At 44.3% G+C, this 25393-nt stretch carries 22 protein-coding genes and 1 pseudogene; 7 read left to right on the plus strand and 16 right to left on the minus strand.

What is annotated here, in order from left to right; translation table 11 throughout:
• Positions 1–41: 41 nt before the first annotated feature.
• Positions 42–1196, minus strand: coding sequence for a branched-chain amino acid ABC transporter permease (locus VGB26_10585; GenBank protein ID HEX9758227.1), 1155 nt, complete (start codon positions 1194–1196; stop codon positions 42–44).
• A gap of 523 nt (positions 1197–1719) precedes the next feature.
• Here VGB26_10585 and VGB26_10590 point away from each other — a divergent pair.
• The 5 genes from VGB26_10590 (at position 1720) to VGB26_10610 (ending at position 6023) form a co-directional block, all read left to right on the plus strand.
• Positions 1720–2511: a nitrilase-related carbon-nitrogen hydrolase gene (locus tag VGB26_10590; GenBank protein HEX9758228.1), complete on the plus strand. Its 792-nt coding sequence runs from the start codon at positions 1720–1722 to the stop codon at positions 2509–2511.
• Positions 2512–2739: 228 nt separating this feature from the next.
• Positions 2740–2973: a helix-turn-helix domain-containing protein gene (locus VGB26_10595; GenBank protein HEX9758229.1), complete on the plus strand. Its 234-nt coding sequence runs from the start codon at positions 2740–2742 to the stop codon at positions 2971–2973.
• Positions 2974–3094: 121 nt separating this feature from the next.
• A complete protein-coding gene (locus VGB26_10600; GenBank protein HEX9758230.1) occupies positions 3095–4399 on the plus strand; it encodes a nodulation protein NfeD in 1305 nt (434 codons plus the stop codon).
• A 19-nt stretch (positions 4400–4418) separates the two neighbouring features.
• Positions 4419–5180 carry a slipin family protein gene (locus tag VGB26_10605; GenBank protein ID HEX9758231.1) on the plus strand — a complete coding sequence of 254 codons (762 nt, stop codon included), beginning with the start codon at positions 4419–4421 and terminating at the stop codon, positions 5178–5180.
• A 156-nt stretch (positions 5181–5336) separates the two neighbouring features.
• Entirely contained in the window at positions 5337–6023 is a 687-nt protein-coding gene (locus tag VGB26_10610) for a TrkA family potassium uptake protein (protein HEX9758232.1), read from the plus strand.
• A gap of 178 nt (positions 6024–6201) precedes the next feature.
• Here VGB26_10610 and VGB26_10615 read toward each other — a convergent pair whose 3' ends face one another.
• The 10 genes from VGB26_10615 to VGB26_10660 form a co-directional block, all read right to left on the minus strand.
• Positions 6202–6390, minus strand: coding sequence for a helix-turn-helix transcriptional regulator (locus tag VGB26_10615; GenBank protein HEX9758233.1), 189 nt, complete (start codon positions 6388–6390; stop codon positions 6202–6204).
• 130 nt (positions 6391–6520) lie between these two features.
• Positions 6521–7462 (minus strand): RluA family pseudouridine synthase, encoded by a 942-nt coding sequence (locus VGB26_10620; GenBank protein HEX9758234.1) that lies wholly within the window; start codon positions 7460–7462, stop codon positions 6521–6523.
• A gap of 16 nt (positions 7463–7478) precedes the next feature.
• A complete protein-coding gene (locus VGB26_10625; GenBank protein ID HEX9758235.1) occupies positions 7479–8456 on the minus strand; it encodes a tetratricopeptide repeat protein in 978 nt (325 codons plus the stop codon).
• Positions 8456–8968, minus strand: a complete 513-nt coding sequence (lspA, locus tag VGB26_10630; GenBank protein ID HEX9758236.1) for a signal peptidase II — start codon at positions 8966–8968, stop codon at positions 8456–8458. Before lspA ends, VGB26_10625 begins: the two co-directional genes overlap by 1 nt.
• Positions 8965–11814: an isoleucine--tRNA ligase gene (ileS, locus tag VGB26_10635; GenBank protein HEX9758237.1), complete on the minus strand. Its 2850-nt coding sequence runs from the start codon at positions 11812–11814 to the stop codon at positions 8965–8967. Before ileS ends, lspA begins: the two co-directional genes overlap by 4 nt.
• A gap of 89 nt (positions 11815–11903) precedes the next feature.
• Positions 11904–12641, minus strand: a complete 738-nt coding sequence (locus VGB26_10640; GenBank protein ID HEX9758238.1) for an NDP-sugar synthase — start codon at positions 12639–12641, stop codon at positions 11904–11906.
• Positions 12638–13702: a phosphotransferase gene (locus VGB26_10645; protein HEX9758239.1), complete on the minus strand. Its 1065-nt coding sequence runs from the start codon at positions 13700–13702 to the stop codon at positions 12638–12640. The genes VGB26_10640 and VGB26_10645 overlap by 4 nt, the downstream gene beginning before the upstream one ends.
• A 128-nt stretch (positions 13703–13830) precedes the next feature.
• A complete protein-coding gene (locus VGB26_10650) occupies positions 13831–14130 on the minus strand; it encodes a UPF0758 domain-containing protein (protein HEX9758240.1) in 300 nt (99 codons plus the stop codon).
• A 274-nt stretch (positions 14131–14404) separates the two neighbouring features.
• On the minus strand, positions 14405–14614 hold the full coding sequence (locus tag VGB26_10655; protein HEX9758241.1) for a hypothetical protein: 210 nt from the start codon (positions 14612–14614) through the stop codon (positions 14405–14407).
• Positions 14615–14793: 179 nt separating this feature from the next.
• Positions 14794–17304 (minus strand): methyltransferase domain-containing protein, encoded by a 2511-nt coding sequence (locus tag VGB26_10660; protein ID HEX9758242.1) that lies wholly within the window; start codon positions 17302–17304, stop codon positions 14794–14796.
• A gap of 294 nt (positions 17305–17598) precedes the next feature.
• Here VGB26_10660 and VGB26_10665 point away from each other — a divergent pair, with 294 nt between their 5' ends.
• Both VGB26_10665 and VGB26_10670 read left to right on the plus strand, forming a co-directional pair.
• Positions 17599–19407, plus strand: coding sequence for an ABC transporter ATP-binding protein (locus VGB26_10665; GenBank protein HEX9758243.1), 1809 nt, complete (start codon positions 17599–17601; stop codon positions 19405–19407).
• 43 nt (positions 19408–19450) lie between these two features.
• A complete protein-coding gene (locus VGB26_10670; protein ID HEX9758244.1) occupies positions 19451–20401 on the plus strand; it encodes a chlorite dismutase family protein in 951 nt (316 codons plus the stop codon).
• Here the strand turns inward: VGB26_10670 and hemG are convergent.
• The 5 genes and pseudogenes from hemG to VGB26_10695 form a co-directional block, all read right to left on the minus strand.
• Positions 20398–21840 carry a protoporphyrinogen oxidase gene (gene hemG / locus VGB26_10675; protein HEX9758245.1) on the minus strand — a complete coding sequence of 481 codons (1443 nt, stop codon included), beginning with the start codon at positions 21838–21840 and terminating at the stop codon, positions 20398–20400. The two genes, VGB26_10670 and hemG, sit on opposite strands and share 4 nt — an antisense overlap.
• Positions 21841–21971: 131 nt before the next feature.
• On the minus strand, positions 21972–22589 hold the full coding sequence (ruvA, locus tag VGB26_10680) for a Holliday junction branch migration protein RuvA (GenBank protein HEX9758246.1): 618 nt from the start codon (positions 22587–22589) through the stop codon (positions 21972–21974).
• Between the two features lie 43 nt (positions 22590–22632).
• Positions 22633–23145 (minus strand): crossover junction endodeoxyribonuclease RuvC, encoded by a 513-nt coding sequence (gene ruvC / locus VGB26_10685; GenBank protein HEX9758247.1) that lies wholly within the window; start codon positions 23143–23145, stop codon positions 22633–22635.
• A gap of 14 nt (positions 23146–23159) precedes the next feature.
• Positions 23160–23915 (minus strand): YebC/PmpR family DNA-binding transcriptional regulator, encoded by a 756-nt coding sequence (locus VGB26_10690; protein HEX9758248.1) that lies wholly within the window; start codon positions 23913–23915, stop codon positions 23160–23162.
• Between the two features lie 648 nt (positions 23916–24563).
• Positions 24564–25142 (minus strand): annotated as a pseudogene (locus tag VGB26_10695) (ADP-ribosylation factor-like protein).
• Positions 25143–25393: the final 251 nt, after the last annotated feature.

The following is a 25393-nucleotide window of genomic DNA, read 5'->3' on the forward strand; positions in this document are numbered from 1 at the left end:
CTCCACCCCCACCTTCCCTCTCCCCAATCAGGGGAGAGGGACTAAGAGAGGGCGGTTTTATTCCCGGTTTGAAGTTCAACTTTTCTCCGGGGGTTCCCGATCAACCCCTGGGGCCGAAAAATCATCATCAACACCATGGCTCCACCAAACAAAAGCATCCGGTAGCTCTCAAACCCCCTGAACATTTCAGGCAGAACAATTAAAACCACAGCACCCAAAATAACTCCGGGAATACTGCCCATTCCCCCCAAAACCACCATGGTCAGGATGAACACCGATTCAAAAAAGGTAAAGCTCTCCGGAGAAACAAAAGCCATCTTCGCGGAAAAAAACACGCCGGCCAATCCCGCCCAAAAGGCCCCTAATCCAAAAGCTAAAATTTTCATCCGTGTGGTATCCACTCCCATGGCCTGAGCGGCCACTTCATCCTCCCGGATGGCCATCCAGGAACGGCCGACCCTGGAATGAATCAGCCGGCTCACGGCGAAAACCGTCAAAGCGACAATCAAAAGAATGAGATAATAAAGATGAATGGGGTCTTGAAGGAGAAAAGAGCCGAGAGAGGGTCGAGGGATATTTAAAATACCGTTGGGACCGTTGGTGACGCTATCCCAATTTTTTAAAATCAGATAAATAATCTGAACAAACCCCAACGTGACAATGGCAATATAATCACCCCGCAACCGTAAAGTGACCAGACCCAACACCACCCCCAATGAACCGGCCGCCATTCCCCCAATCGGAAGTCCAATCCAAAAAGGAACCCCAAATTGTGTTGAAAGAATGGCGTAGGTATAAGCACCAATGGCATAAAAAGAAATATAGCCCAAATCCAAAAGACCAGCCATTCCAACAACAATATTTAACCCCAGAGCAAGGACGACATATATTCCCGCTGTGGTCAGGACATCCAGGTAATAGTTGTTCATATCCTGGGGAATTAAAATCAAACCACCCCAAGCGACAATCTCTAGGATTTTTTGCTGCCACGGCCTGGGTCTCCATTGAAGAATTGGATCGCCCCATTTTTTGGAATTATTCCAGAACGATTGAAATTGGGAAGATTGTGAAAAGGAAATCACCCCCTTCCAAAACAAACCCCCAATGGCAATGACACCTGCCATGGCGAGAGAATTCTTAAGACCCATTAAGGGAAGGACTAGAATCCCAATCCAGATTGGAATGAAAAACCACATAGTTAGACCCTATTTCATGCTAAAAAAAATTGTATTTCTAAATCCTGAGCTTCTCAATTCCCTCCTTTTGTAAGGAAGGGATAGGGAGGTTAGAGATTTTTTTACCCCCCATCAATGAATCAAGACGTCATTCCCGCGTAAGCGGGAATCCAGAAGTTGTTGATTTTAAAGAGCCTGGATTCCTCCCTGCCGGCAGGCGGGCCCGATAAAACATTCGGGAATGATAGACTCAGGTTTCAACACCGCCAAAATACGTTAGTGAATTTACGAAAAAGAGCACTTAGCATATTCCTAATTCAAAAATCTGGAAACACCCATATTAAGGAAAGATTGGGCATTCAGAGGGCCTGGGAATTTATCATACATTCATGGGTTTCCGGTCGAAATGAAGGGCTGAAATACCCCTACCTAATGGGAAATCCCTTTGATTTGTATGGATTTGAAATTAGGACATTTTGAAAAGTAAAGGGGAAAAACAAAATCCAGGTTCATTTCCAAATTCAAAAATGATATAATTTTTCCCATGCGAATTGGTTTTTTTCAATTTTATCCGATCTTCGGGGATATTCAAACAAACGTAGATCATGTTTTGAAATCACTTTCCCGGGTTTCTGCTGACCTCATTGTTCTTCCTGAATTTTTTAATACCGGATATCAATTCGTTTCCAAAAAGGAGGTGAAGGAACTCTCCGAACCCATTCCAAATGGTTATACCTCCAAACGCCTTTCCCAATGGGCCCGTGAAAATGGAATATTCCTAGTTGCCGGCCTTGCTGAACAAGAGGGAGAACAGTTTTATAATTCAGCTATCTTGGTAGGACCTCAAGGGGTTTTCTCGGTTTATCGGAAAATACACCTTTTCAATGAGGAGACCCTATGGTTCTCTCCTGGAAACAAAAACTTTGAAATTGTTGAGGTGAAAGGAACCCGAGTAGGAATCATCATTTGTTTCGATTGGATCTTCCCCGAAGCGGTAAGGACACTGGCCATAAAAGGGGCGGATTTAATCTGCCATCCTTCGAATCTTGTCCTTCCCTATTGTCCCAATGCAATGGTAACCCGGGCCATTGAAAACAGGGTTTTTACCATCACGGCAAACCGAATTGGAAGTGAAGAACGGAATGGGAAAGAAAAGCTAACCTTTATTGGCCAAAGTGAGATTGTAAGCCCAGAGGGACAAATTCTCCACCGTGCGTCGGAAAATCAGGAAGAATTTCATGAGGTGCAGATCAACCCTTTAGAGGCCAGAAAGAAACAAATTAACCCTTATAACCACCTTTTAAACGACCGGAAACCTGAACGATATACCTCCTAAAACCCGGGCTCCGTATCCCCCTAACCTGTAATTCCTTTCACAATCCTGTCAAAAAATGCCAGATTCTGGACAGTTTTGGAGAACCTTCATTTTTAAACCATTTTCCATTTTTTAGAAATAATATAACTTGTTGAATTTTATAAATTTTTAATTTTAAGGTTAGTGGCCACCCTTATCCGAAACGGCATAAGTTTTGCTCTTCTATCAATCCCAAAAGGAGGAAACCATATGCCGATCGAAACCAAAGAACAGGAACAAAAGGGTTTCAGGATGTTAACCATAAAACAGGTGGCTCACTTCCTTTGCGTAAACGAACGTACCATTTACCGTTTGATTAAAGCCCATAAAATTCCAGGGGTGAAAATTGGGGGCCAATGGCGTTTTTCTGAGCAAAACCTTCAAACGTGGATTGAAGAAAAAATGGAAACTAAAACACATCTCTTTAATGAAACCGACGAATAACCGCCAACCTCCTAACACCCTCTCCCTTTTGAGCGCCCTTCTCTTCTTGACAGAACTCTCATAAAAGGAATATGATGCAGTCGGAAAACCAACCGAGAAAAGGGCCGAAATAGACTTGCAAATGGCAAAATTAAACCCTACCCAATTGGGAAAAGGTGGTCTTTTTATCTTCTTCATCATTTTTCCTTTTGCCATTCCCGCCCAAGCCGAAGAAAAAAAAGTCCATGTCATTTCATATAACGGCGTCATTAATCCCGTTGCAGCGGAATACATCTCCAAAGCCATTTCAACCGCAGAGGAGGATAGAGCTGAAGCCCTGGTCATTCAACTAGATACCCCGGGGGGCTTAGACCAATCCATGAGAATTATCATTAAAGAAATGAACGCCTCTTCCGTTCCGGTCCTTGTTTATGTTTCTCCCACCGGAGCGCGGGCGGCCTCCGCAGGTGTTTTTATTACCATGGCCGCACATGTTGCCGCAATGGCCCCTGGAACCAATATTGGAGCTGCTCACCCGGTTGCTTTAGGGGGTGGGGAAATGGACAGTGAAATGGTCAAAAAAGTCGAAAATGATGCGGCCGCGTATATTAAGTCCATCGCACAAAAACACCACCGGAATGAGGAATGGGCTGAAAAAGCGGTGAGAGAGAGTGTGTCGGTTACGGAAGAAGAAGCCCTCAAACTCAACGTAATTGACCTCATCGCGGAAAACCTCACTTCTGTCCTGGATAATATCGAAGGCCGGGAGGTCTCTACCTCAGCAGGACCCCAAACCTTGCACACCAAAGGAAAGGATTTGAAAACCTTTGAAATGGGAACCCGCTTCAAAATTCTTCAAGCCCTAAGCGATCCAAATATCGCCTTTCTCTTAATGAGTCTTGGAATGATTGGCCTTTTTTTTGAGCTTTCCAACCCCGGTTTAATCCTCCCCGGAGTGGTGGGGGCCATTTCCTTAATCCTGGCTTTTTACTCTTTTCAGACACTGCCGATAAACTATGCGGGTTTATTATTGATGATTTTTGGACTCATTCTTTTTATCGCTGAAATTAAAATTATCAGCTACGGTCTTCTCAGTGTGGGCGGGGTAATATCCATGGTTTTAGGATCCATTATGTTAGTGGATTCGGACGTTCCCTTTTTGAAAATTTCCCTAAGCGTCATTATTCCCGTTGTCCTCTCCATGGCCCTTTTTTTTGCCATTGCAATCCAATTGGCCCTAAAAGCCCACAAACGGAAACCGGTTTCAGGAAAAGAAGCTCTTATCGGATTAACCGGATTAGCGGACACCAAAATATTCGAGGATGGAAAAGTATCAATCCATGGAGAGCTGTGGGATGCAGTGAGCCAAACCCCTATACCGAAGGGAGAAGAAGTAGAGGTTTTACAGGTGAATGGTCTGCGGTTACAGGTAAAAAAGCGAATTTAATCGAAGGGAGGTTTATCCAATGTCCCAACTGGGTACTTTAGGCATCATCATCATTGTAATTCTTTTCCTGTATAGCGCCGTTAAGATTCTCCAGGAATACGAAAGAGGGGTAATTTTTATGTTGGGCCGTTTTTGGAAAGTCAAGGGACCCGGATTGATCATCCTCATTCCCCTCATTCAGAGAATGGTCAAAGTCAGCCTTCGATTAATTGTGTTTGATATCCCCCCTCAGGATATAATTACCCGTGACAATGTCTCCGTGAAGGTCAATGCGGTGCTTTATTTCAGAGTGATCGATCCTCAAAGGGCCATTATTGATGTGGAGGATTTCTTTTATGCAACCTCTCAATTGGCCCAAACCACGCTTCGGTCTGTTCTTGGGCAGGCGGAATTGGATGAGCTTTTGGCAGGCAGGGATCGGATCAATCATGAACTTCAGCAAATTTTAGATCGTCAGACCGACCCTTGGGGAATCAAGGTCGCTAACGTAGAGGTAAAACATGTGGATCTTCCCCAGGAAATGCAGCGGGCCATGGCGAAACAAGCCGAAGCGGAACGTGAGCGTCGGGCTAAAATTATCCATTCTGAGGGTGAATTTCAAGCGGCGCAAAGATTATCCGATGCCGCAGCCATTATTTCCACGAATCCAGCCGCCCTAACGCTCCGCTTTTTACAAACCCTCACCGAGGTGGCCGTGGACAAAAATTCCACAGTGGTATTCCCCGTTCCCTTGGATTTAATCACCCCATTTCTGAAAAGAGAAAAAGGAACTTCATCCTAAACGCTCAACGGGTTTGACGGACAGGACTTTGGAAAGATCCACCAATTTCAACAAGACTTCAACTCATTTGAAAAATCCTACTTGGCGAAAAAGCGGGTTTTTTTTCACCCAAACCCTCACAGGGATTTGGGGAAAGCAGGAGATAGGAGTTTTTGCATGAGGCAATTTGCGGTCATTGGGCTTGGACGTTTTGGGTATAGCGTGGCCGAAACCTTAATCAAGAAAGGCTTTGAGGTGCTGGCCATTGATATTGATGAAGCGAAGATTGAATCCGTCAGTGATTTTGCAACCTACGCGGTCCAATGTGATGCGACAGACGAAAAAGCCCTGAAAGCCGTTAGCACCCAAAACGTGGATGTTGCCGTGGTCAGTATCGGTGAAAATATAGAAGCCAGCATTTTAATTGTCATGACCCTGAAAGAATTAGGGGTCAAGGAAATCATTGCAAAAGCCGTGACCCCCACTCAGGGAAAGGTTCTTCAAAATCTGGGAGTAAACCGCGTCATTTATCCTGAGCGGGACGCGGCAATCCGTCTCGCCCACAGCCTCATTGCTCCAAATATTTTAGAACATTTGGAACTATCTCCAGGCTACAGCATCATCGAAATTCCGATTCCCTCCAAACTTGTCGGAAAGCGATTAAAAGACAGCGAAGTTCGAACCCATTTTAATGTGAACATTATTGCCATCCGGAGAATGAATGCTCGACTGGTAAAAGGAAAGGAGGTGGTTGAAGAAGAGGTGAATTTTAATCCCTCTGCAGATGAGACCCTCCATAAAGAGGATATTTTGGTGGTGATTGGAAAAGAAGAAAACCTTGAACGGATCAGCACCCTTCAATAAAAATGGCTTATTTGATCGCTTTAACCATTTCTCGAAGAGTTTTTAAAACCCATTTTTTCTTTGGTGGTCGCAATTGATTTAATAACGCTTGAATGCTCCGATCCAAATCTGTTTTCTCTTTCACTAAGGACACCCTGGACCCAGACGGGCCGCCCTTTTTATCCATACCAGTCAATAGCTAGTCTATGCTCACATTTCCAAATCTGGCAATCTTTAAAAGCAATTCAGGAGAAGGAAACCTCCCCTTCTCGTATCGACAGACATAGTTTTGCTTAACACCGAGCCGTTTCGCAAACCGTTCCTGCGTCATGTTTCCACGAACATCCCTGATCCTGTCACCAATGGTTGCCCTAAATTTTTTTCCCATCGACACTTTCCTTTTTCTGCCCTTTTCCGAGAATAAGTTTTTTTTTATGATAATGATCACACACAGGGTGAGCGGAGTATAAGGGGTCCCTAAACCCTTTGTCAAGATTAGTCAAAAAGAGAAAAACCCCTCAAAGGCCTTTTCCCTTAAGAAATTCCAATACTTCTACCATATCCGGTGGAGGGGGAGAAGAGAACTCTAAAAACTCTTGACTGATTGGGTGTAACAACCCTAAGACCCAGGCATGAAGCATCTGCCGGTGAATTGGGCGCCCTTGGATAAAACGTCCACTGCCCTTCCCGTATAACCGGTCTCCAACAATGGGGTGACGCAACCAAGAAAAGTGTACTCGAATTTGATGGGTCCTCCCCGTCTGGGGAACCACCTCCATTAGGGTTGCTCCTTTCAAAGACTCCAAAACACGGTAACGGGTAATAGCAGGTTTTGGGCTGTTCGTACGGGAAGAAATTTTTTTCCGATGGTACGAGTCTCGGCCAATAGGAAGGCTAATTTCACCGGATTTTTGGTGTGGATTCCCCGCAACCAACGCTAAATATTTTCTACGAATGAAATGACCTTTGAATTGTCTTACCAGGGAAACATAAGCGTCTCTGGTTTTGGCCACAACCATCACACCAGAGGTATCCTTATCTAACCGGTGAACAATGCCAGGCCGTTCTCCCTCACCAATGTCTTTTAAAGAAAAACAGTGATGAAGTAATGCATTGACCAGGGTTCCTCGATCATGCCCAGGTGCAGGATGGACCACCAACCCGGCCGGTTTGTTTAAAACGATCAAATCACCATCTTCATAAAGAATTTCTATCGGAATGGATTCGGCTATTAAATCCAATGAAGCGCTTTTTGGAAGGGTGATTTCAATCTGCTCCGCTTCCCGAAGGCGATAGGAGGGTTTCACCCTATGACCGCTTACCAAAACCCCTCCCGTGCGGATTAATCTTTGAATGGTCGCCCGGGAAAGAGGAATTCCATGAGAAACCAGAAAATGGTCCAGTCGCTGCGAGATTTCCTTTGGGGTAATTATAAAAACGCTTTTTTTCTGGGAAAACATCGGAGTGAAAAAAAATTTAATGGAAGTGAGAGGGCAAAAGGGAGGAAAGAATATGATGAATATTTTTATCGCGATCTTTTCTTTTTTTACTGGAACGCTCTACCTGAGAAAGAAAGGTGCGAATAAACTTATTGTCCGGATCACTTTGGCGAACCACCTCCCATTGGGCCAGGGCATCCTCGATCCGAAATTGACCCAGATAAATGACGCCTAAATCAATACGGGCTTGGAGGTTTTCCGGATTAAGTTCCAAAGCTTTTTTCAGCATGGCCAGGGCATGCTCCTCATCACCGACCATTTTATAAGCCCAACCCAATTCCCTGAGGGTTTCGTCATTGTTAGGAGAAAAAGTTACGGCTTTCCTCCACACTTTAATGGCAGCACGCCAACGGGACTCCCGTGAGTAAATAACCCCCAAAAGGTGGTTTGCGGAAACATGATTACGCTCCAATTCCAAAACCTTTCTTAATGCAGCTTTCGCCCCAGGGAAATTTCCCTGCTCAAATAAAATTTTCCCTTTTAACTCAAAACCTTCCAGATAGGATGGGTCCTCTCCAAGGACTCTTTGGACATATCGAAGGGCCAATTGACGTTGCCCCTTTGTATGATAGGCGGTGGCGACATTAAAGAGAAGGTCAGGAGAAGAGTCTTTAAAAACCCGCTCTAATTTCCGGTAAATAGCCAAAGCCTCATCCACTTTTCCTTGCACCAGGTAAATATTGGCCAGATTAAAATTATTTTGATAATCATGGGCATCCATTTTAAGGGCCTTTTGAACCACCCCGATGGCCGCTTCCACATGCCCAATCTGTAAATAGATATCGGTCAACTCATAATAAGGGGGAAGATAAGAGGGGTCAATGACCATGGCTTGCTGAAGGTATTGGACGGATTTAAGCCAATTCCCTTCATCCAATAGGGCCCCCATCGCCTTATTCATAAACCGTTCGGCTTCACGTGCAACAGGAGATTGGACTTTCCGATGCTTAGGCATTATCCACTTTCTTGAAACAAAAAGTCACGGTCTGCTTTTCCCTTTCCTTTTAAAAAAAGGATCACCAGTAGGGCCAAACCTACACTAATTGAAGAATCCGCAACGTTAAAGGCCGGCCAATGGTACCTTCCTATATAAAAATCTAAAAAATCTACAACCGCCCCTAACCAAATTCGATCGATCAAATTTCCTAACGCTCCCCCAAGGATAAGGGAGAACGCAAGATGGGTTCCCCACGCCTTATCCGGCGACTTTCTAAAAAATAGCCCCAGCAGAATCACTGCTAATATACCGACAATCGTCAAAAAAAGAGTTCTCAAACTACTTTCATGATCGGCAAACAGTCCAAATGCTGCCCCAGGGTTGTGAATATGGGTAAGATTAAAAAACCCTTTAATAATGACATGGGATTGATGAAGTTCCATTGTGCGTTGGATTAAAATTTTAGTGAATTGATCTAAAATAATAATCCCCCCCATAACAATTGTCAAGGTATGGTACTTGCGTTTCAAACCTCAAACCCTTTTGATAAAACAGAAGCGCACCTGGAACATAATGTTGGATGTTTTTTTTCAACCCCAACAGAAGGTAAATACATCCAGCACCGTTCGCATTTCAAGTATACCGACCGTTTGACACGAACCGCAAGACCTTTCATCGTTTCACCGGGAAAAGGCGGGGGCACCTCTTCTTCATGAGTCGTGGAAATGGAATTCTCCGGGAAACCTTTTGAAATTGGAAAAATATTTACGGTGGATACAATGAAAAGTGACGGCATCTCCTTTTCATACTTGCGTAAAAACTCCAACAATTCCTCCTCTGCAAAAAGATCAACCGAGGCTTCCAGCGGATGCCCAATTTCTTTTTTTTGTCGAGCTTTTTCCAAAGCCTTGGATACATCATCGCGAATTTGAAGGAGCTTTTCCCAACGCTCACAAAGATGGGAATCGCCCGTTCCCATATCAGGTTCGGGAAAAAGTGTCAAAAAAACACTAATTTTCCCTTTTTCATCATTTAAAGATTTCCAAATTTCATCCGCTGTAAAGGACAGCACGGGAGCCATTAATTTAGTCAAGGCAACCAATATGTCATACAAGACCTGCTGGGCCGCCCTGCGTTCAATGGATTTTGGTTGTGTTACATAAAGCCGATCCTTTAGGACATCCAAATATACCGAACTTAAATCTACTGCACAAAAATAATTTAAAGCGTGAATCACAATGTGGAATTCATAATCAGAATATCCGCGGCGAACTTTTTTTACCAATTGGTCCAGGCGCTCCAAGGCCCAATGGTCTATTTCAAAAAGAGCATCTGGTCTTACTCGATCTTTTTCAGGATCAAAATCATATAAATTCCCCAATAAGAAACGACAGGTGTTTCGGATTTTTCTGTAGGTTTCCGCCAATTGCAATAGAATTTCGGAGGAGACCCGAACATCCTCCCGAAAATCAGTTGACGCCACCCATAACCTCAAAATTTCGGCACCATATCGGTCGATAACCTCCTGAGGAGCCACGACATTCCCCGCCGATTTGGACATTTTTTTGCCGCTGCCATCCACCACAAACCCATGGGTGAGAACAGCCTGATAAGGCGCTCGCTGATCGGTTTGGAGGGAAGAGAGCAGTGCACTATGAAACCAACCTCTGTGCTGGTCAGAACCTTCCAGATAAAGATCCGCGGGCCATTTTAAATCGTCCCGTCTTTTTAAAACGGCAGCATGGCTGACGCCCGATTCAAACCAAACATCCAAAATGTCATTTTCTTTCTTAAAACGCGTACACTTGCAATGGGGGCAGGAAGTCCCTTTTGGCAACAGATCTTCATCTTTTTTAGAAAACCAAATATCGCTTCCCCCCTCGTGTTCCATTTGGTCCGCAACATAGTTAATTACCTCAGGAGAAACCAGGGCTTTTTCACAACCCAGACATGTAAAAGCAACAATGGGAACACCCCAAACCCTTTGGCGGGAAATACACCAATCAGGGCGATTTTCAATCATTCCAAAAATACGATCCTTTCCCCATTTAGGTACCCATTGAACCCTATCAATTTCCTCCAAAGCCCTTTTACGAAGGTCATTCACGCTCATGGAAATAAACCATTGTTCTGTAGCACGAAAAATTACGGGGTTTTTACACCGCCAACAGTGAGGGTAGGAATGGGAAATGGCCTCTTCTTTAATCAACATCCCCAAATCTTTAAGATGGTCTATAATTTCCGGGTTGGCTTTAAAAACCTTTTTCCCGGCAAAAATCCCCGCCTCCGGCAAAAATTCTCCTCGGTGATTAACCGGTGTGAAAACTTCTAATGCATACCGAAGACCTACCTCATAGTCTTCTTGTCCATGACCCGGAGCGGTATGAACGCACCCGGTTCCTTGTTCCAAAGTTACATGCTCGCCCATTACAAGAGGGACATCCCGGTCCAACCAGGGGTGGCGGCAAATGACCCCTTCCAACTCGCTTCCAGCCCAAATTCCCTCTTTTATCCGAAAATCATTTTTCTTAAATTGAAATGCCTCCATACACGACTCTATTAAATCTTGGGCCAATAGAATTTCTCCAACTGGAGTCTGGACCATTTGATATTGAAATCGAGGGTGAAGTGTAATTGCCATATTTCCCACCAAGGTCCAGGGCGTGGTGGTCCAAATGGCCACATGGGTTCCTCCTTGACCATTGATCGAAAATTTTTCATTGGAAAACTTAACCGGAAATTTTACGAAGATAGAGGGAGAATGGTGTTCCTGATATTCCACTTCGGCTTCAGCCAACGCCGTTTCGTCAAAAGGACACCAAAGAACAGGTTTTTTCCCCTTGTAAACCCCTCCGGCAGCCACCACCTTTCCAAATTCACGGACAATCGACGCTTCATAGGATGGGGCCATGGTCAGATACGGATCTTCCCACTGACCAAATACCCCCAACCGCTTAAATTCTTCCTTTTGAAGATTAACAAATTTCTCGGCATACTCCCGGCAGGCCTGCCGAATGTTTAACTTACCCATCTCTTTTTTCTTTTGGCCCAAGCTCTTTAACACCTGAAACTCGATGGGGAGGCCGTGACAGTCCCACCCCGGCACAAAAGGGGAAGCTTTTCCCTCCATGGTTTTCGATTTGACCACAATGTCCTTGAGAATTTTATTTAACGCATGGCCCATATGGATTCGACCATTGGCATAAGGAGGGCCATCATGAAGAATAAAAGGGATACGGCCGGTTTGCTCCGCCTTTAAAAGAAAATTCAGGTTTATTTTTTCCCACCACTGGAGAATTTGGGGTTCCCTTTGCGGAAGGCTGGCTTTCATCGGAAAGGAAGTTTTCGGAAGGTTTAATGTTTCTTTATAATCCATGGTTTTTATTTTTCATAAAATTTTTTAATGATACTAACATAGTTTGGTGGGGATGAGTCAATATTTTCACCCTCCTTACCACCTCCTGCTCAACCCGGAGGCAAAAAATCAAATGAAAGTTTTCCAAGACGGTAATCCTTTTGGGCCCTCTCATACCGAGCAGGGGTTCCCAAGTCTAACCAATAATCCGTGGTTTCATATCCAAACAACTTCTTTCCCTGGACTACCAATTTTAAATAGGTATCGGTAATGGAATGAAACACGGCCTCCGGGAAAAACCTAAAAATCTCGGGGTCTAAAATCTGAATGCCTGTAAACATAAAAAGGTCCAGGGGTTGTTGGAAGCGTTTGGGTTTTCCAAGAAACCTTTGGACACGACCAGTCATATCCCGTTCGATGACCCCATACCGCTTCACATCTGGATCCTTTCGGAGAACCAGCGTTCCCATCCCCCCTTTTTCTTGGTGAAAAGAAAATAAATCATGAAGGTTGAGGTTTACCAAAATATCCGCATTGATTAAAAGGAAAGGCCCGCTTTTAAAAAACCATTCCATTTTTTTTAACCCTCCCCCTGTTCCCAGGAGGGTTTCCTCTTCTGAATATATAATTTTCATCCCAAATTTTTCACCCTGCCCCACCTTCTCCTGAATCATTTTTCCATTATGGTGAAGGTTAATGACAACCTCTTTAATTCCATAATGGCGCAATAAAAAAAGCGTATAGAAAATTAAAGGAACTTTCCCCACGGGAAGAAGGGGTTTTGGACAATGGTCTGTTAACGGGCGGAGGCGTGTCCCTAATCCTGCCGCCAGTATCATGGCTTTCATGAATCTTGAAATTCCCTAATATAAGGCTTAAGGAGTTGAAACAAAGGAGTCAGAGAAGGATACCGGCATAAATTTTCTTTCACATACCCCAAAGTGGGTGCCACAAAAGGAATAAAACGGGGATTTTTTTTGACCTCGGAAATGTAAATAAAACGCCCAGCGGCTTTAAGGTTTCTCTGAATACTCATTAAATCAAATCTTTCCCTAAAGTGGAGAGGATCTAAAATGGGTTTAGACGACTCTTCTTTTCTTTTTAAAAAATAATCCAGAAGCTGTTGGATCAGGTCATTGGGAAGCGAGACATACGAATCCCTCAAAAGGGAAGCCAAGTCATATAAACAGGGACCCTGAAGAGCATCCTGGAAATCAATCACCCGAACTCGGCTCTGATGGATCATCAAATTCCGACTGTGAAAATCCCTGTGGGTAAAACACCGGGGTTCTTGGGAGAGTTGATCAGATATTTGAAAGAAAAACCCTCGAATTTTTTCACGATCGGAATTCTTGATTTTCATCCCAATTCTGGCCTCAATGCCAAATTCCAAAAAATGATCAAATTCCCACATTAAAAGAGGGGTGTCAAATACCCTTTCAAAAGCAAGGCACGAACCCTGGGATGGGTCTGAGCCACAGGACTGAAGACGCAATAACTCATCAACCGCCTTCAAATAAAGGGATTCCAATGAGGAGGATGAGCATTTCGCAATTTCATGTTCCAAGGTTTGATCCCCAAGATCTTCTAAAAAAATTAACCCTTCAGATTTTTCGTAATGAAAAATTTCAGGAACCCCGATCCCGTTTCTGGTTAAAAATTTTTGAATATTAACAAAAGGAAGTTCTTGGATACGGGAAGGTTTTCCGGTAACTTCTTCCTCAGAAGCCTTAAAATTTTCCGGATCCGAAAGCTCCATTAGAACCATGGAGGACCCAAAACCATTTTCTAAAAAAAGACGGTAATATCTTCGATTGGACGCATCCCCCGGAAGGGGTTCAACCTGGAGGTTTTGAGAACCCCCCTTAAAGTTTACCTTAACAATTTTCGATAACTTTTCTAAATCCATATTAACGTCTTTTTTAAGATAGTCGTTTCACGAAAAAATATTCTGCCACCAAAACCTTGGGCTGTCAACGCACCATCGGTTGTTTTCTCTGTAAAATCCTACAAAAACCATCCTTCCCAATAACGGATTTACATTTGAGAAAGTCTCTTGGCAATTTCGAAAGCTGCCCCAATCCGAACGGCCTTAACCCGTTTGAGCCCTTTCACCTTCATCAGCTCTTCTAAGGACTGTTGGGACAAATTTTCCAAGGACTGAAACCGGATCATGAGATCTTCTGCAATTTGTTCTGCTGACCAGCCGGGCAAGCCAGACCCAATTAATATGGCCAACAGATCGGTATGACTACAGCGGGAGGCCCCCAAGCGGTAAAATTTTCCCCCGGGATGATGCCATTCCTCCCATTCCTTTTTAGGGTCAACTTTTTCCATTTTTACCCCTTCTATGGATTTTTTTATAGCCTGGGTAACACCTAACAGGTTTTTTCTTGAAGTTCAAGAAAATATCGGTTTTCAAAACCCATCAGGAACCCTTTTCCAATTAAACCCGGGTCATTCCGAAACTCCATTATGGAAGAGCACATTAAATTAAGTTGAATTTACAGGAAACTTTCTAGAAGGGTTTTTCTTCTATACTGAAAAGGAAAGGATAGAGACAAACATTTCAAGGAAAAATTAGAATGGAATTAAGGCTAACATGAGGGGTTCAATCCGCTTCAGGTTCAGTACCCCCGTGTTTGTGGGTGACCTTATCTTCATCAAATAGATCGGCCATTTCTTCATGAATGGATGGGAACTCATAGGGGTCCTGAATGACATTTAAAGACTGATCTTCCTTCTTTAAGGACTGATCTTTCTTCTTTTTTGCCTCCTCTGGGAGACCTTCTTTTTTCTCTTTTTCTTTTTTCTTTTCCATCAATCACCCAACCTTAGTTTTGGGCTATTATACGAAATTCACTTGGAATATACAACCACAAACTCAACCTCCTAAAACCCAACCAACAGGATCACCTATGAGGGACTGGACATATGGGACTCTCCCCCTTTTTTCAATGGGTTTCTTTTAACCTAGAAGGGATTGGGGAAAAAAAATCCTCAACAACACTTTTCTTCATCTTCCTTAGGGGCACAACTTCCCACCGGAGCGTTGACTTCCACAATGGTACGGTCAGGCTCAACAATGGTAAACCAATGAGAGTAGGGGTCTTTTAGTAATTTTTCAACCGTATCGGTACAAACCTCCAAAGCATCGTTCCTTTGAAAGAAATGCCCTTCTTCATCCATTACAGCCTTAAACGGCCCTCGATATATGGCCTGATGCCCCAAATATTCACACCTTCCTTTTTTTTCAAATTTAAAACCACGGACCGTTACAGAATAAAAGTGGTACCCCTCTACTTCTTTCCAATAATCCTTTTTTAAAACTTCAAGGCCATAAAACCCTGCCTTTTCCAATCCTGCCAAAAACTCCTCCTCGGTCAGGGCCCCGGAAAGACATTCCCCCCATAGCTGCTCATTAATCCGGATATGGGGAGGGGTGGGGCGATCCGAAACAATATCCGATATCACAATTCTCCCCTGGTCCTTTAATACCCGCCACATTTCCGAAAATACCTGATTCTTATCTGGGGATAGGTTAATGACACAATTGGAGGTTATAAGATCCACCGATTGAGACTCTGCCGGTATTTTTTCCAGGTAACCTTTTTGAAAATCCACCACATCAAATCCAAGATTTTGAGAAACTGAAACTTTATTCCGTCGGGCCACCTCTAGCATTTGGTCCGTCATATCCACCCCAATGACCTTCCCTTCCGGCCCTACCTTTTTCGCGGCAATAAAACAATCAATTCCTCCCCCGGACCCCAAGTCCAGCATCCATTCTCCCGGTTTCAGGCCTGCAAGGGTTACAGGGGACCCACACCCATAGAAGCGTTCCAAAACCTCCTCTGGTATATGCTGGATTTCCTCAAGATCATAATGAACGGGACAACAAAGCTCCGCCTGAGGCTTTTCAGCGGCCTTTCCATAGAACTTTTTAACGATCTGATGAGGTTTTTCCACATCGAAGGAAAGCACACAGTTGGAATGAAGGGTATGCACCTGGTTCTCTGTCAAAAGTTCCAATCCCGTGGTTCCACAAACCAAGGCTCCTTCCCCCATGGCATGGAATATCACCGGAGAAGAATATCCGGATCGGTCATTTAAGGCCTCCTTCTTTTTTCTGGAAAGGTCCAACATAATATCTCGGACCATCTCTTGGTAAAAGGAATCATACGGATCTTCTTCTAATATATTCCCATTTTTTTTCCGGGTCTCACTCAAAAAATAAGTATGCTCTTCATCTCCTCCCCCCGTCATAAAGCGAAAGGGATTTTCCTTGATACCGGCTTTACGCATCAGGGTTGCAGCCCGGAAGGCCTTTGCCACAGGACTATTGAACCAAAATTCCTGGATGGAGCCAGCCACCGCATCTCCCATATCCAAAGAAGGGTGGTTCGCAAAGGCGGCGGATGGGAAAAGGTGTCCATTTGAATATAAACACAAGCTATCCCAACAGGCATTACTCAAATCGTATTTGGTTCCAGGTTGAGAATTCACACGCATCTTAAAAGACTCATAATTATCCAGGACAATCCCTACTTCCTCCGAATTCTTCTTAACGGTTCGAACCAATTGGAGAAGCTCTGGATTGCTTGGAATGGAATTTCCGTTTCCACATTCCAACAACCGTCCTCTTCGATGGGGCCACATTAAATGAATGGATTGGGCCCCCAATGATTTTGCCAAAAAAGGAAGACCCGAAATATCTTGAAAGTTTTCATTTGTAACCACGGCCGTTAAGGAGGTATGAAACCCTAAATCACTTACCAGACGCAATCCCTCCGTAATCTTAGCAAAGGTTCCATCCCCCCGAATGGGATCATTAAAATGCTTGGTAGAACCGTCCAAACTGACTTGAAGGAAAACTTTATCCCGATCCACCTCATTTAAGCGCTTTAACCGACCATCCTGAAAGAGGGTGGCATTGGTCAAAATAATCAATTCTGCTTTTTTGTTTTGGGTAATATGCTCGATGAGATCAAAAATATCCTTTCGCAAAAACGGTTCTCCACCTGTAAAATAAAATCGGCGAGCTCCCAGCTGGTAGGCTTCATTAATTACCTTCATAAGGTTCTGGGTGGAAAGGCCAGGGTCTCCCCCAGGGTGGGAGCTAACCAAACAATGGGTACAGGTTAAATTACATGAATTATTCGTATGAATCCAAAATTCATTGAGCTTAACGGGTTTTAAGTAATCTCCTCTTCCCGTATAGGGAGCCCGCTCAACAGGATCTAAGAAAAGCATTTGATGTCGGATGCCCGCTTTTACGAAATCATACACATGGAGCCAGGCCACGGCACTGTCCAACCCATATTCTTTTCGGTATTCCTTAATCAGGTCACCCAAATTCCTTTTCCCATCCACCAGATTTAAAATTTGACCTCCCCGCTCATCGGTTGAAATCCAATTCGGGGCTTCATCATCCACAAAAAAATGGATTTGATTATTTTCAAATTGAACCCACCTAGGCCGAAACAAGATAGTGGAATCCTTCAAATTCATCGTATCCTCCTCATGCTAAAATTAGGCAAACCCATTTTTCCTATAAATGGCAAGATTTTGATAGCATAAAACACCGCCAATGTAAATAATGTAGTCTCCATTACACCCCCCTTGAATCCCCTTGAGTCCATGGAGGACAATCTGTTAAAATAGATCATTTAGAGTTTCGTAAAGCCGCACAATGATTCTTACCAAAGAACCCAAAAACCAGATGGCCTTTAAGGAACGCCAAAACATCTGATTTTATTAGAACAAAGGTCCTTTTGGAGTAAATCAGGAAAAGAAGAAATACCATTGACTCAAAATTTTAAAAAAAATGCAAACGGGGATTTCGGGAAACCAGAATCGGGTTATCGGGATCTTTTCCGCCTCTTCTCGTATTTAAAACCCCATTTAAAATCCCTCACTTTGGCAGCTCTTTTGTTAATGGGGGTTTCAACCATCACTCTTGGAATTCTTTGGAAAATTCGTGGCCTGGTCGATCTCGTCATGGTACAACATGATTTTTCTGCCCTCACAACGACCATTTATATTTTGGTGGTTTTCTTCCTTCTGCAAAGCATCCTCTCCATCGGGCAAAGCTATATGGTCGCCTTGGTAGGGCAAAAAATTATAGCTCAATTTCGGAACAGTCTTTTCCGGCACCTGGAAAGTCTTTCTTTGGGATTTTTTTCAAAAAGGAGAACAGGAGAAATCCTTTCCCGGTTAACCAATGATGTAGGAACGATTCAAACCATTTCCACCACCGTTCCGGTTGATTTGGCCAAACAGGGGGTAATTTTATTGGGAGCGGTAGGAATTTTGATCTATATGAACTGGAAACTTTGTTTAATGATCCTCATCGTTGTTCCCTTTGTGATCCTTACCGCAAAGGTTTTTGGCCGAAAATTAAAAGCCCTTTCAACGGCCGTCCAAGACCGAATGGCAGAGACCTCAACGATTTTGGAAGAGGTGATTTCCGGAATTCGGATTGTAAAATCCTTTGTGCGAGAAGATTATGAAGCGGACCGATTTAAGCACACGGTCAATCAAACCCTTGATTTGGCCTTGAAAAAAGCGTGGGTTTTTGCGGTTTTTATTCCCGTCATCACTTTTTTAACCCTGATGGGTGCAGCGGGCGTTCTTTGGTACGGGGGTTACCAAGTCATTCAAGGGAACATGACCCCTGGGGATTTGGTGGCTTTTGTTTTATACGGGGGAATCCTCATGGGACCCTTTTCTTCCTTTGCAAGGGTTTTTTCCCAACTCAAAGAGGTCCAGGGGGCAACCAAACGGGTTTTTGAAATTTTGGATCTTGAGTCCACTATTCCCCAGAACCCACAGGCTCCCCCTCTCCCCCCCCTTCAGGGAAAAGTGACCTTTCACGGCGTGGGGTTTTCGTATGAGCCTGGAGCCAAAGTACTCAAGAATATATCATTCAAAGTCGCCCCCGGCCAAGTGATCGCCTTGGTGGGACCCAGTGGGGCAGGAAAAACCACCCTACTCAATCTCCTCCATCGTTTTTATGACCCAACCGAGGGATGGATCGAAATTGACGGACAACCGATTCGGGAGGTCCAATTAAAATCTCTTTATTCCCAATTCGGGTTGGTTTCTCAGGAGACGATTTTATTCGGTGGAACCATCCGGGAAAATATTCTTTATGGCCAATTGGATGCAGGGGAGGATGAGATTGTGGCAGCCGCCAAAGCGGCCAATGCCCATCCATTTATATCTGCTTTACCCCGGGGATATCAAACCATCGTGGGGGAGAAAGGAATTAATCTTTCCGGGGGGCAACGACAACGAATTGCCATTGCCCGGGCCATTTTAAAGCGCCCAAGACTTCTATTGCTGGATGAGGCAACTTCCTCTTTGGATAACGAGTCTGAAATGCTCATTCAAGAAGCATTGCAAAGACTCATGGAAGGGAAAACCACCTTTGTGATCGCTCATCGGCTGACCACGGTACAGAATGCCGATATTATTTTAACCCTGGAAGACGGGGAAATCGTAGAAAAAGGAACCCACACGGAGCTTTTAAATTTAAAAGGACTCTATCATCATCTCTATACAGTAAAATGGGAAAAAAGTGAGGATTGGTTAATCCATCACGAAAAATAATTAAGACAACGGTTAGAACCACTCAGGATGGAGGATTAAAAAAATGGGTGAAACAGAAAAAAATAAAGGAAATCAACCCCAAGGTTTAGAAATTGAATGGACAGAGGAAGCAAAAGATCTAATGAAAAATGTTCCCAGTGTGGTCAGGAAAGCAGCCATGAAAGGGGTAGAAACCTATGCTAAGGCCAAGGGTTTTCAAAAAATCGATGCCAACCTCGTGGCCCGGGCAGCAGAAGCCCGGGAAAGGGGTGAGCCCTTGGATAAGGAGGGCCAGGAGGCCCCACAAACCCCATCCAAAAAAGCGGTTCGGCGCCAATATGTTAGTTTTTTGTTCTACAAAGTTGATCCAGCCTGGCGTCGCCTTTCCCTATCCACACGAGAACAAGGGAAAAAAGAGTTCTCTACCATCGTTAACCAATATACCCAAAATGACCAAATAATCATCCGGACCTTCTCTACGGTGGGAACACGAAGCGATTGCGATTTTATGATGTGGCGGATCAGCTACTCCCTGGAGCTAATTCAGGAATTTACCGCAAAACTTTTAGCCACCCAATTGGGACAATACCTATTGACCCCCTATTCTTATCTGGCCATGAGTAAGCGGTCCGTTTATGTCGATAAGATTAATCCAGAGCATGAAGAGCAAAGACTCCGAATTGTTCCGGGAAAAGCACAATATCTTTTTATATATCCCTTTGTAAAAACTCCAGAATGGTATTTGCTGACCAAGTATGCCAGGCAGGGTATGATGGATGAGCATATCGAAGTTGGGACGAAATTTCCATCGGTGAAACTCAACACCGCCTATTCCTTTGGGTTAGACGATCAAGAATTTGTGGTGGCCTTTGAAACCGACAAACCGGATGAATTTTTAGATCTCGTGATGGAATTACGGGAAACCCAGGGACGCTTATATACAGAAAGAGATACCCCTATTTTTACATGTATTTCTCGGGATTTAAAATCCATGTTAGACCTGCTTGGGGGTTAAACAATGGGGGAAACAGTGGACCCCCGGAAAAAATCTTTTAAGATTCGCTCCGCCGCAAGGGTCCCCTGGTGGATACAATCTGGAATTCCGATCCCTCGATAGGAGGAACCCGTTAATACCAGGCATGGAAATCCTCGGAGCGCTTCCTCAATAAGGTCCAACCGGTTTTGATGACCCACCGTATATTGGGGGGTTGCGTTGTCCCAACGAAAAACCTTTGAAAACACCGGTTCTGCGGAAATCCCCATAATGCCCCGAAGCTCTTCTCGCACCACTCGGATCATTTCCTGATCCCCCAGGGAAAGAATTTCCTGTCCCAAGGTTCCTCCCAGAAAACACCGTAGAAGCACATGGCCAGGGGGTGCCCGATAGGGAAATTTTGTAGATGTCCAGGTAGCTGCCAAGATTCGGCGACCTTCAACCCGGGGAACAATAAAACCATATCCATCCATAGGCCGAGGAATTTCTTCCTGACGAAAACCTAAGGAAACAGTTGCCGTAGATGCAAAAGGGATTTTTTTCAGCGTCCCTGAAAGGGCGGGAGAAAACCCTTCTACCAGTCGAGCCGCCTGAAAGGCGGGAACCGTTAAAACCACGGCATTGGCTTCCATCACTTCCCCCCCTTCTATCATCACCCGGTAAGATCGGGGTCCTTTTGGTTGAATCTGTTCCACTTTTTTTCCAGATACCATGGAAAAAGGAGACAAATGCTTGACCCACGCATCCACCAATTGCCCGGTCCCTTCTTTCAGCGTGACAAAGGTGGTCCATTTTATTCCTTCTTTGTTTGGTTTGTTTCTTAAACCCTTTCGTCTTTCAAGAAGACCCCGAATTAAACTTCCGTATTCCTGTTCAAGATCATAAAATAGCGGAAAGGCAGATTTTAAACTCATCCGCTCAACATCTCCTGCATAGATTCCGCTGAGCAAAGGCTCCACAAGCCTGAGCAATGCTTCTCTACCCAGTCGCCGTCGAACAAAAGCAGCAACAGATTCATCTTGAGTGCCCCTGAACTTGGGAAGAACCAAATCTCCTAGCATTCGAACCTTTCCCCAACCAGACAACACAGAGGAAGTCAAATAGGGAAATAGACGGGTGGGAACCAATAGGCCCTGTGGTAGCTCAAGGAGTTGTCCAGCCCGAAGGGTATACACACGCTGTTGCTCACGATTGGTTTCAATCAATTGGGAAACCAGGCCTAGCCGCTCGCACACCTCCAAGGCCCACGGTTTGTAAGACACAAATGATTCAGGGCCCCCTTCAATTAAAAACCCTCCCTCCCTTTGTGTGATGATTTTCCCACCAAACAGATGGGACCCTTCCAACAGCGTAAAGGAGATGGGACTTCCTTGATGACGGGCCTCCTGAAAACGGTCTGCAGCCCCTAGCCCTGAGACACCTCCTCCCACAATGATGACTTTGAATGTTGAACGGTTCATATCAAAAATGTTTGGGCCTTTTCATTCACAAAAAAAAAATAGGAACCGGAAATTTGAGCCTAAATTCTAAAATAATGATTTTAAATCGATGTTTTTTGGAAAAGCAGAAGGGAAAATAAAAACGGAGAAGTTTATCCACGGGAAAGGAGCCTTAAAGAATCTTTAATTAATTGCTCCACGGAGGGAGCAATCTGGGCCCCTTTTAGTAACTGTTCAATGGCATCCCGGCCTTGAGCCTTGGGATACCCCAGATAAACCAATCCTGCTAAGGCATCGTTTCTAATACGCTCCTGAGGTTCCGAATTGAAAACATACCCCACAGAAGATTGAATAGGAGAAACAGGAAGGCCCCCTATCTTTTCTTTTAACTCCAAAGCCAGCCGTGCTGCTGTTTTTTTCCCTACGCCAGGAATGGAAGCCAACCGCCTAACGTCCCCCTTTTCGATGGCCATTTTAATATCGGGAACCGAAAGCCCAGACAGAATATTCAAGGCAAGCCTGGGACCCACTCCATTCGTGCCAAGCAAAAGCAGGAAAACATCAAACTCATCGGTGGTGAGAAAACCAAAAAGTTGAAGGGCATCTTCTCGAACATGGGTATGTGTAAACAGAACGACCTGCTCGTTCACCTCCGGAAGACCGTAAAAGGAAGATAAGGGTAGAAAAACCTTATACCCTACCCCGTTCACATCCACGATTAGATACTGAGGATTTTTAAAGAATAGCTTACCGGTTAAGGATGCAATCATTTCCAAATTTCTTTCTAAAGACATCGCTTAAAAAATCAGGACACTAAAACCCTGATTGATCAGTCCCGGGTTGGACCAATCTTTGCAACCGATCGGAATGAAGATGACAAATTGCCGCTGCCAACGCATCAGAAGCGTGTTGCGATGAAAATTCTTCCTGAAAGGATAAAAGCCGAGAAACCATTATCTGAACCTGCTCTTTCCGGGCAGCACCGTAACCGGTAACTGCCAATTTGATTGCAGTGGGGGAATATTCAAAAAGAGAAAGGTTTCTTTCCTGTGCCGCTAATAGGGCAACCCCCCGAGCCTGACCCAGTTTTAATGCTGCTTTAAAGTTTTTCCCTACAAAAGTGTCCTCAACAACCATGATCTGGGGGTGATATTGATCAATTAACTCAAGCACCTTGTTGTGGATTGTTTGAAGACGAAGGGGAAGGGGGGAACTCCAGGAAGTCTTAATGGTTCCCGAAGCAATGAAACTCAGTTTATTCGTTTTATAATCAACAATTCCGTATCCGGTGGCTACTGTCCCAGGGTCAATACCCAGCGCACGCATCGCCTTTTCCTGTATTATGATTTTGCCGCCGCCTTTTCGATAACATCATCGGGAATATCAAAATTAGCATAAACGTTTTGGACATCATCATGGTTTTCAAGAGCCTCCATGAGGCGCAACATCTGCTCGGCCTCCTTCCCTTCCAATTTAATATGGGTTTGAGGAATGGCGGTAATCTCTGAAAGGACCATTTCAATGGATTCTTTTTCAAGAACTCCTTTTACCCCTTCAAAATCCTTAAGAAAAGTAAAAATCTCATATTGGTTTCCCTCTGTTTTCATATCTTCGGCACCTGCCTCTAAGACCATCCCCATTAGGCGGTCTTCGTCAATTTTTTCATGTTCCACAACAATGTATCCTTTTTTTTCAAACATCCATGAAACACACCCCGCTTCTCCCAAATTTCCCCCATTTTTTCCCATTAACTGCCTGATTTCTGAAATGGTTCGGTTCTTATTATCGGTCATGATTTCAATCAAAATGGCCACCCCTCCGGGGCCGTACCCTTCATAAACCGTTTCCTCATAATTGACTCCCGGGAGCTCACCCGTCCCCCGTTGAATTGCTTTTTTAATATTGTCCGCGGGCATGTTGCTCTCTTTCGCTTTTGCTACAGCAGTACGAAGACGGGGATTTCCATCAGGATCTCCTCCACCCAGCCGAGCGGCAACGGCAATCTCTTTAATGATTCGTGTAAAGATTTTTCCTCTCTTGGCGTCAACCGCGGCTTTTTTATGTTTGGTTGTAGCCCATTTTGAATGTCCGGACATCGATTTCCTCCTAAAACCTAACAGGATGTTGAAAAACTCCGAATCCGTCATTCCCGAATGGTTTTATCGGGAATCCAGGCTCTTTAAAATCAACAGCTTCTGGATTCCCGCTTTCGCGGGAATGACGACCTAACGCACAAATACATACTTTTCCAACACCCTGCTAATGATAAAAAAACCCTTTGGGATCGTTTTATTTCAAGGGCCCATTTTTTATGGCCAATGAATTTTCGGTCCCCCCGAGGAAGGTGGGGTTGATGGTTTAATCTAAGATTCTCCCTTATCCAAATTTTTTACCACAACATTTTTAGGTTTCCATTCCCCTTGTTTCTCTTCTAACTCGATTTCTAGGGACAGGTTGAAAATTATTCGCTGGGGGTTAGCCCCTTCCTCCTTTTGAGACATTTCAGAAATTTTTTCTTTGTCTCCCTCAAAAGAAGGAACTTCCTTTTTGATATCCACCGAAACAGATACGGAAGATTGGGTGGTTGCAGAAACCTTCTCTTCAACAGAGGGGTTTTCAACCCCTCCCCTTGGCTTGGACCCCCGGGAAAACCCAGCCGAAACCGTTGCCTCCGATGATTCTTTGGAAGGAGACCCGACAGGGGATACTTCACCAGTCCGAATTCCTTCCCGTTTACTCAATGATCGTCTCAGGTCCTTCACCACCACTTTTCCAATTGCCTTCAGCGTCTCTACAACGCCTTCTCCGGAAACAGCGGCTGCTTCGAAAACCGGAACGCCCCTTTCATTGAGTTGTTCATTGAGTTCTTCAAGGCTCAAGACCTCCGGTAGGTCCCGCTTATTATACTGGATCACGAAAGGGAATTGGTCGAGATTAATTCCCTCTTCGGACAGGTTTTGTTTTAAATTCTTTATACTTTGAATATTTGAATCGAGAGCCTCCCGCTGGGAGTCTGCAACAAAGACAACTCCGTCCGCCCCTTTTAAAACCAGCCTTCGGGTCGAATTGTAAAAAACCTGCCCGGGAACGGTATAGAGATGAAAACGAAGTTTAAAACCATTAATTTCACCGACGTCCACGGGAAAAAAGTCCAGAAAAATGGTCCGGTCCCCATAGGTGGGAATGGTGACAAGCTTTCCTTTCCCCTGAGCGGACAACCGCTGGTATACTTGTTGGATATTCGTTGTTTTACCGGAAAGACCAATTCCATAATAAACTATTTTTGCATTGATCTCACGGGTTGCATAGTTAAAAAGAGCCATTCGGAAAGGGGTAAGATCCTCCTCTAAGTACTTAATAATTCGAGTTTAATCAGCAGATTCAATTAATGTCTTTTACCATAATCATGGGGGACTGTCAATGAAACAGATCCTCCCAAGAACATATATGGACCCATCCCGTTTCGCAAGGATGTTTTTCAATTGAGGCAAACAAGGAACAGATTGCTTACATATATCCGGCCTGTGAGTGGAAATCTGATTAGTTTCCTGGCCCCGATGGAATCCGCGCACTC

It is taken from the genome of Nitrospiria bacterium (genome assembly GCA_036397255.1).
Classification (GTDB): Bacteria; Nitrospirota; Nitrospiria; order DASWJH01; family DASWJH01; genus DASWJH01.

Coding starts and splice junctions, on each gene's coding strand:
- VGB26_10585 (HEX9758227.1), bottom strand. CDS start 1,196: ATGTGGTTTTTCATTCCAATCTGGATTGGGATTCTAGTCCTTCCCTTA.
- VGB26_10590 (HEX9758228.1), top strand. CDS start 1,720: ATGCGAATTGGTTTTTTTCAATTTTATCCGATCTTCGGGGATATTCAA.
- VGB26_10595 (HEX9758229.1), top strand. CDS start 2,740: ATGCCGATCGAAACCAAAGAACAGGAACAAAAGGGTTTCAGGATGTTA.
- VGB26_10600 (HEX9758230.1), top strand. CDS start 3,095: ATGGCAAAATTAAACCCTACCCAATTGGGAAAAGGTGGTCTTTTTATC.
- VGB26_10605 (HEX9758231.1), top strand. CDS start 4,419: ATGTCCCAACTGGGTACTTTAGGCATCATCATCATTGTAATTCTTTTC.
- VGB26_10610 (HEX9758232.1), top strand. CDS start 5,337: ATGAGGCAATTTGCGGTCATTGGGCTTGGACGTTTTGGGTATAGCGTG.
- VGB26_10615 (HEX9758233.1), bottom strand. CDS start 6,390: ATGGGAAAAAAATTTAGGGCAACCATTGGTGACAGGATCAGGGATGTT.
- VGB26_10620 (HEX9758234.1), bottom strand. CDS start 7,462: ATGTTTTCCCAGAAAAAAAGCGTTTTTATAATTACCCCAAAGGAAATC.
- VGB26_10625 (HEX9758235.1), bottom strand. CDS start 8,456: ATGCCTAAGCATCGGAAAGTCCAATCTCCTGTTGCACGTGAAGCCGAA.
- ileS (HEX9758237.1), bottom strand. CDS start 11,814: ATGGATTATAAAGAAACATTAAACCTTCCGAAAACTTCCTTTCCGATG.
- VGB26_10640 (HEX9758238.1), bottom strand. CDS start 12,641: ATGAAAGCCATGATACTGGCGGCAGGATTAGGGACACGCCTCCGCCCG.
- VGB26_10645 (HEX9758239.1), bottom strand. CDS start 13,702: ATGGATTTAGAAAAGTTATCGAAAATTGTTAAGGTAAACTTTAAGGGG.
- VGB26_10650 (HEX9758240.1), bottom strand. CDS start 14,130: ATGGAAAAAGTTGACCCTAAAAAGGAATGGGAGGAATGGCATCATCCC.
- VGB26_10655 (HEX9758241.1), bottom strand. CDS start 14,614: ATGGAAAAGAAAAAAGAAAAAGAGAAAAAAGAAGGTCTCCCAGAGGAG.
- VGB26_10660 (HEX9758242.1), bottom strand. CDS start 17,304: ATGAATTTGAAGGATTCCACTATCTTGTTTCGGCCTAGGTGGGTTCAA.
- VGB26_10670 (HEX9758244.1), top strand. CDS start 19,451: ATGGGTGAAACAGAAAAAAATAAAGGAAATCAACCCCAAGGTTTAGAA.
- hemG (HEX9758245.1), bottom strand. CDS start 21,840: ATGAACCGTTCAACATTCAAAGTCATCATTGTGGGAGGAGGTGTCTCA.
- ruvA (HEX9758246.1), bottom strand. CDS start 22,589: ATGATTGCATCCTTAACCGGTAAGCTATTCTTTAAAAATCCTCAGTAT.
- ruvC (HEX9758247.1), bottom strand. CDS start 23,145: ATGCGTGCGCTGGGTATTGACCCTGGGACAGTAGCCACCGGATACGGA.
- VGB26_10690 (HEX9758248.1), bottom strand. CDS start 23,915: ATGTCCGGACATTCAAAATGGGCTACAACCAAACATAAAAAAGCCGCG.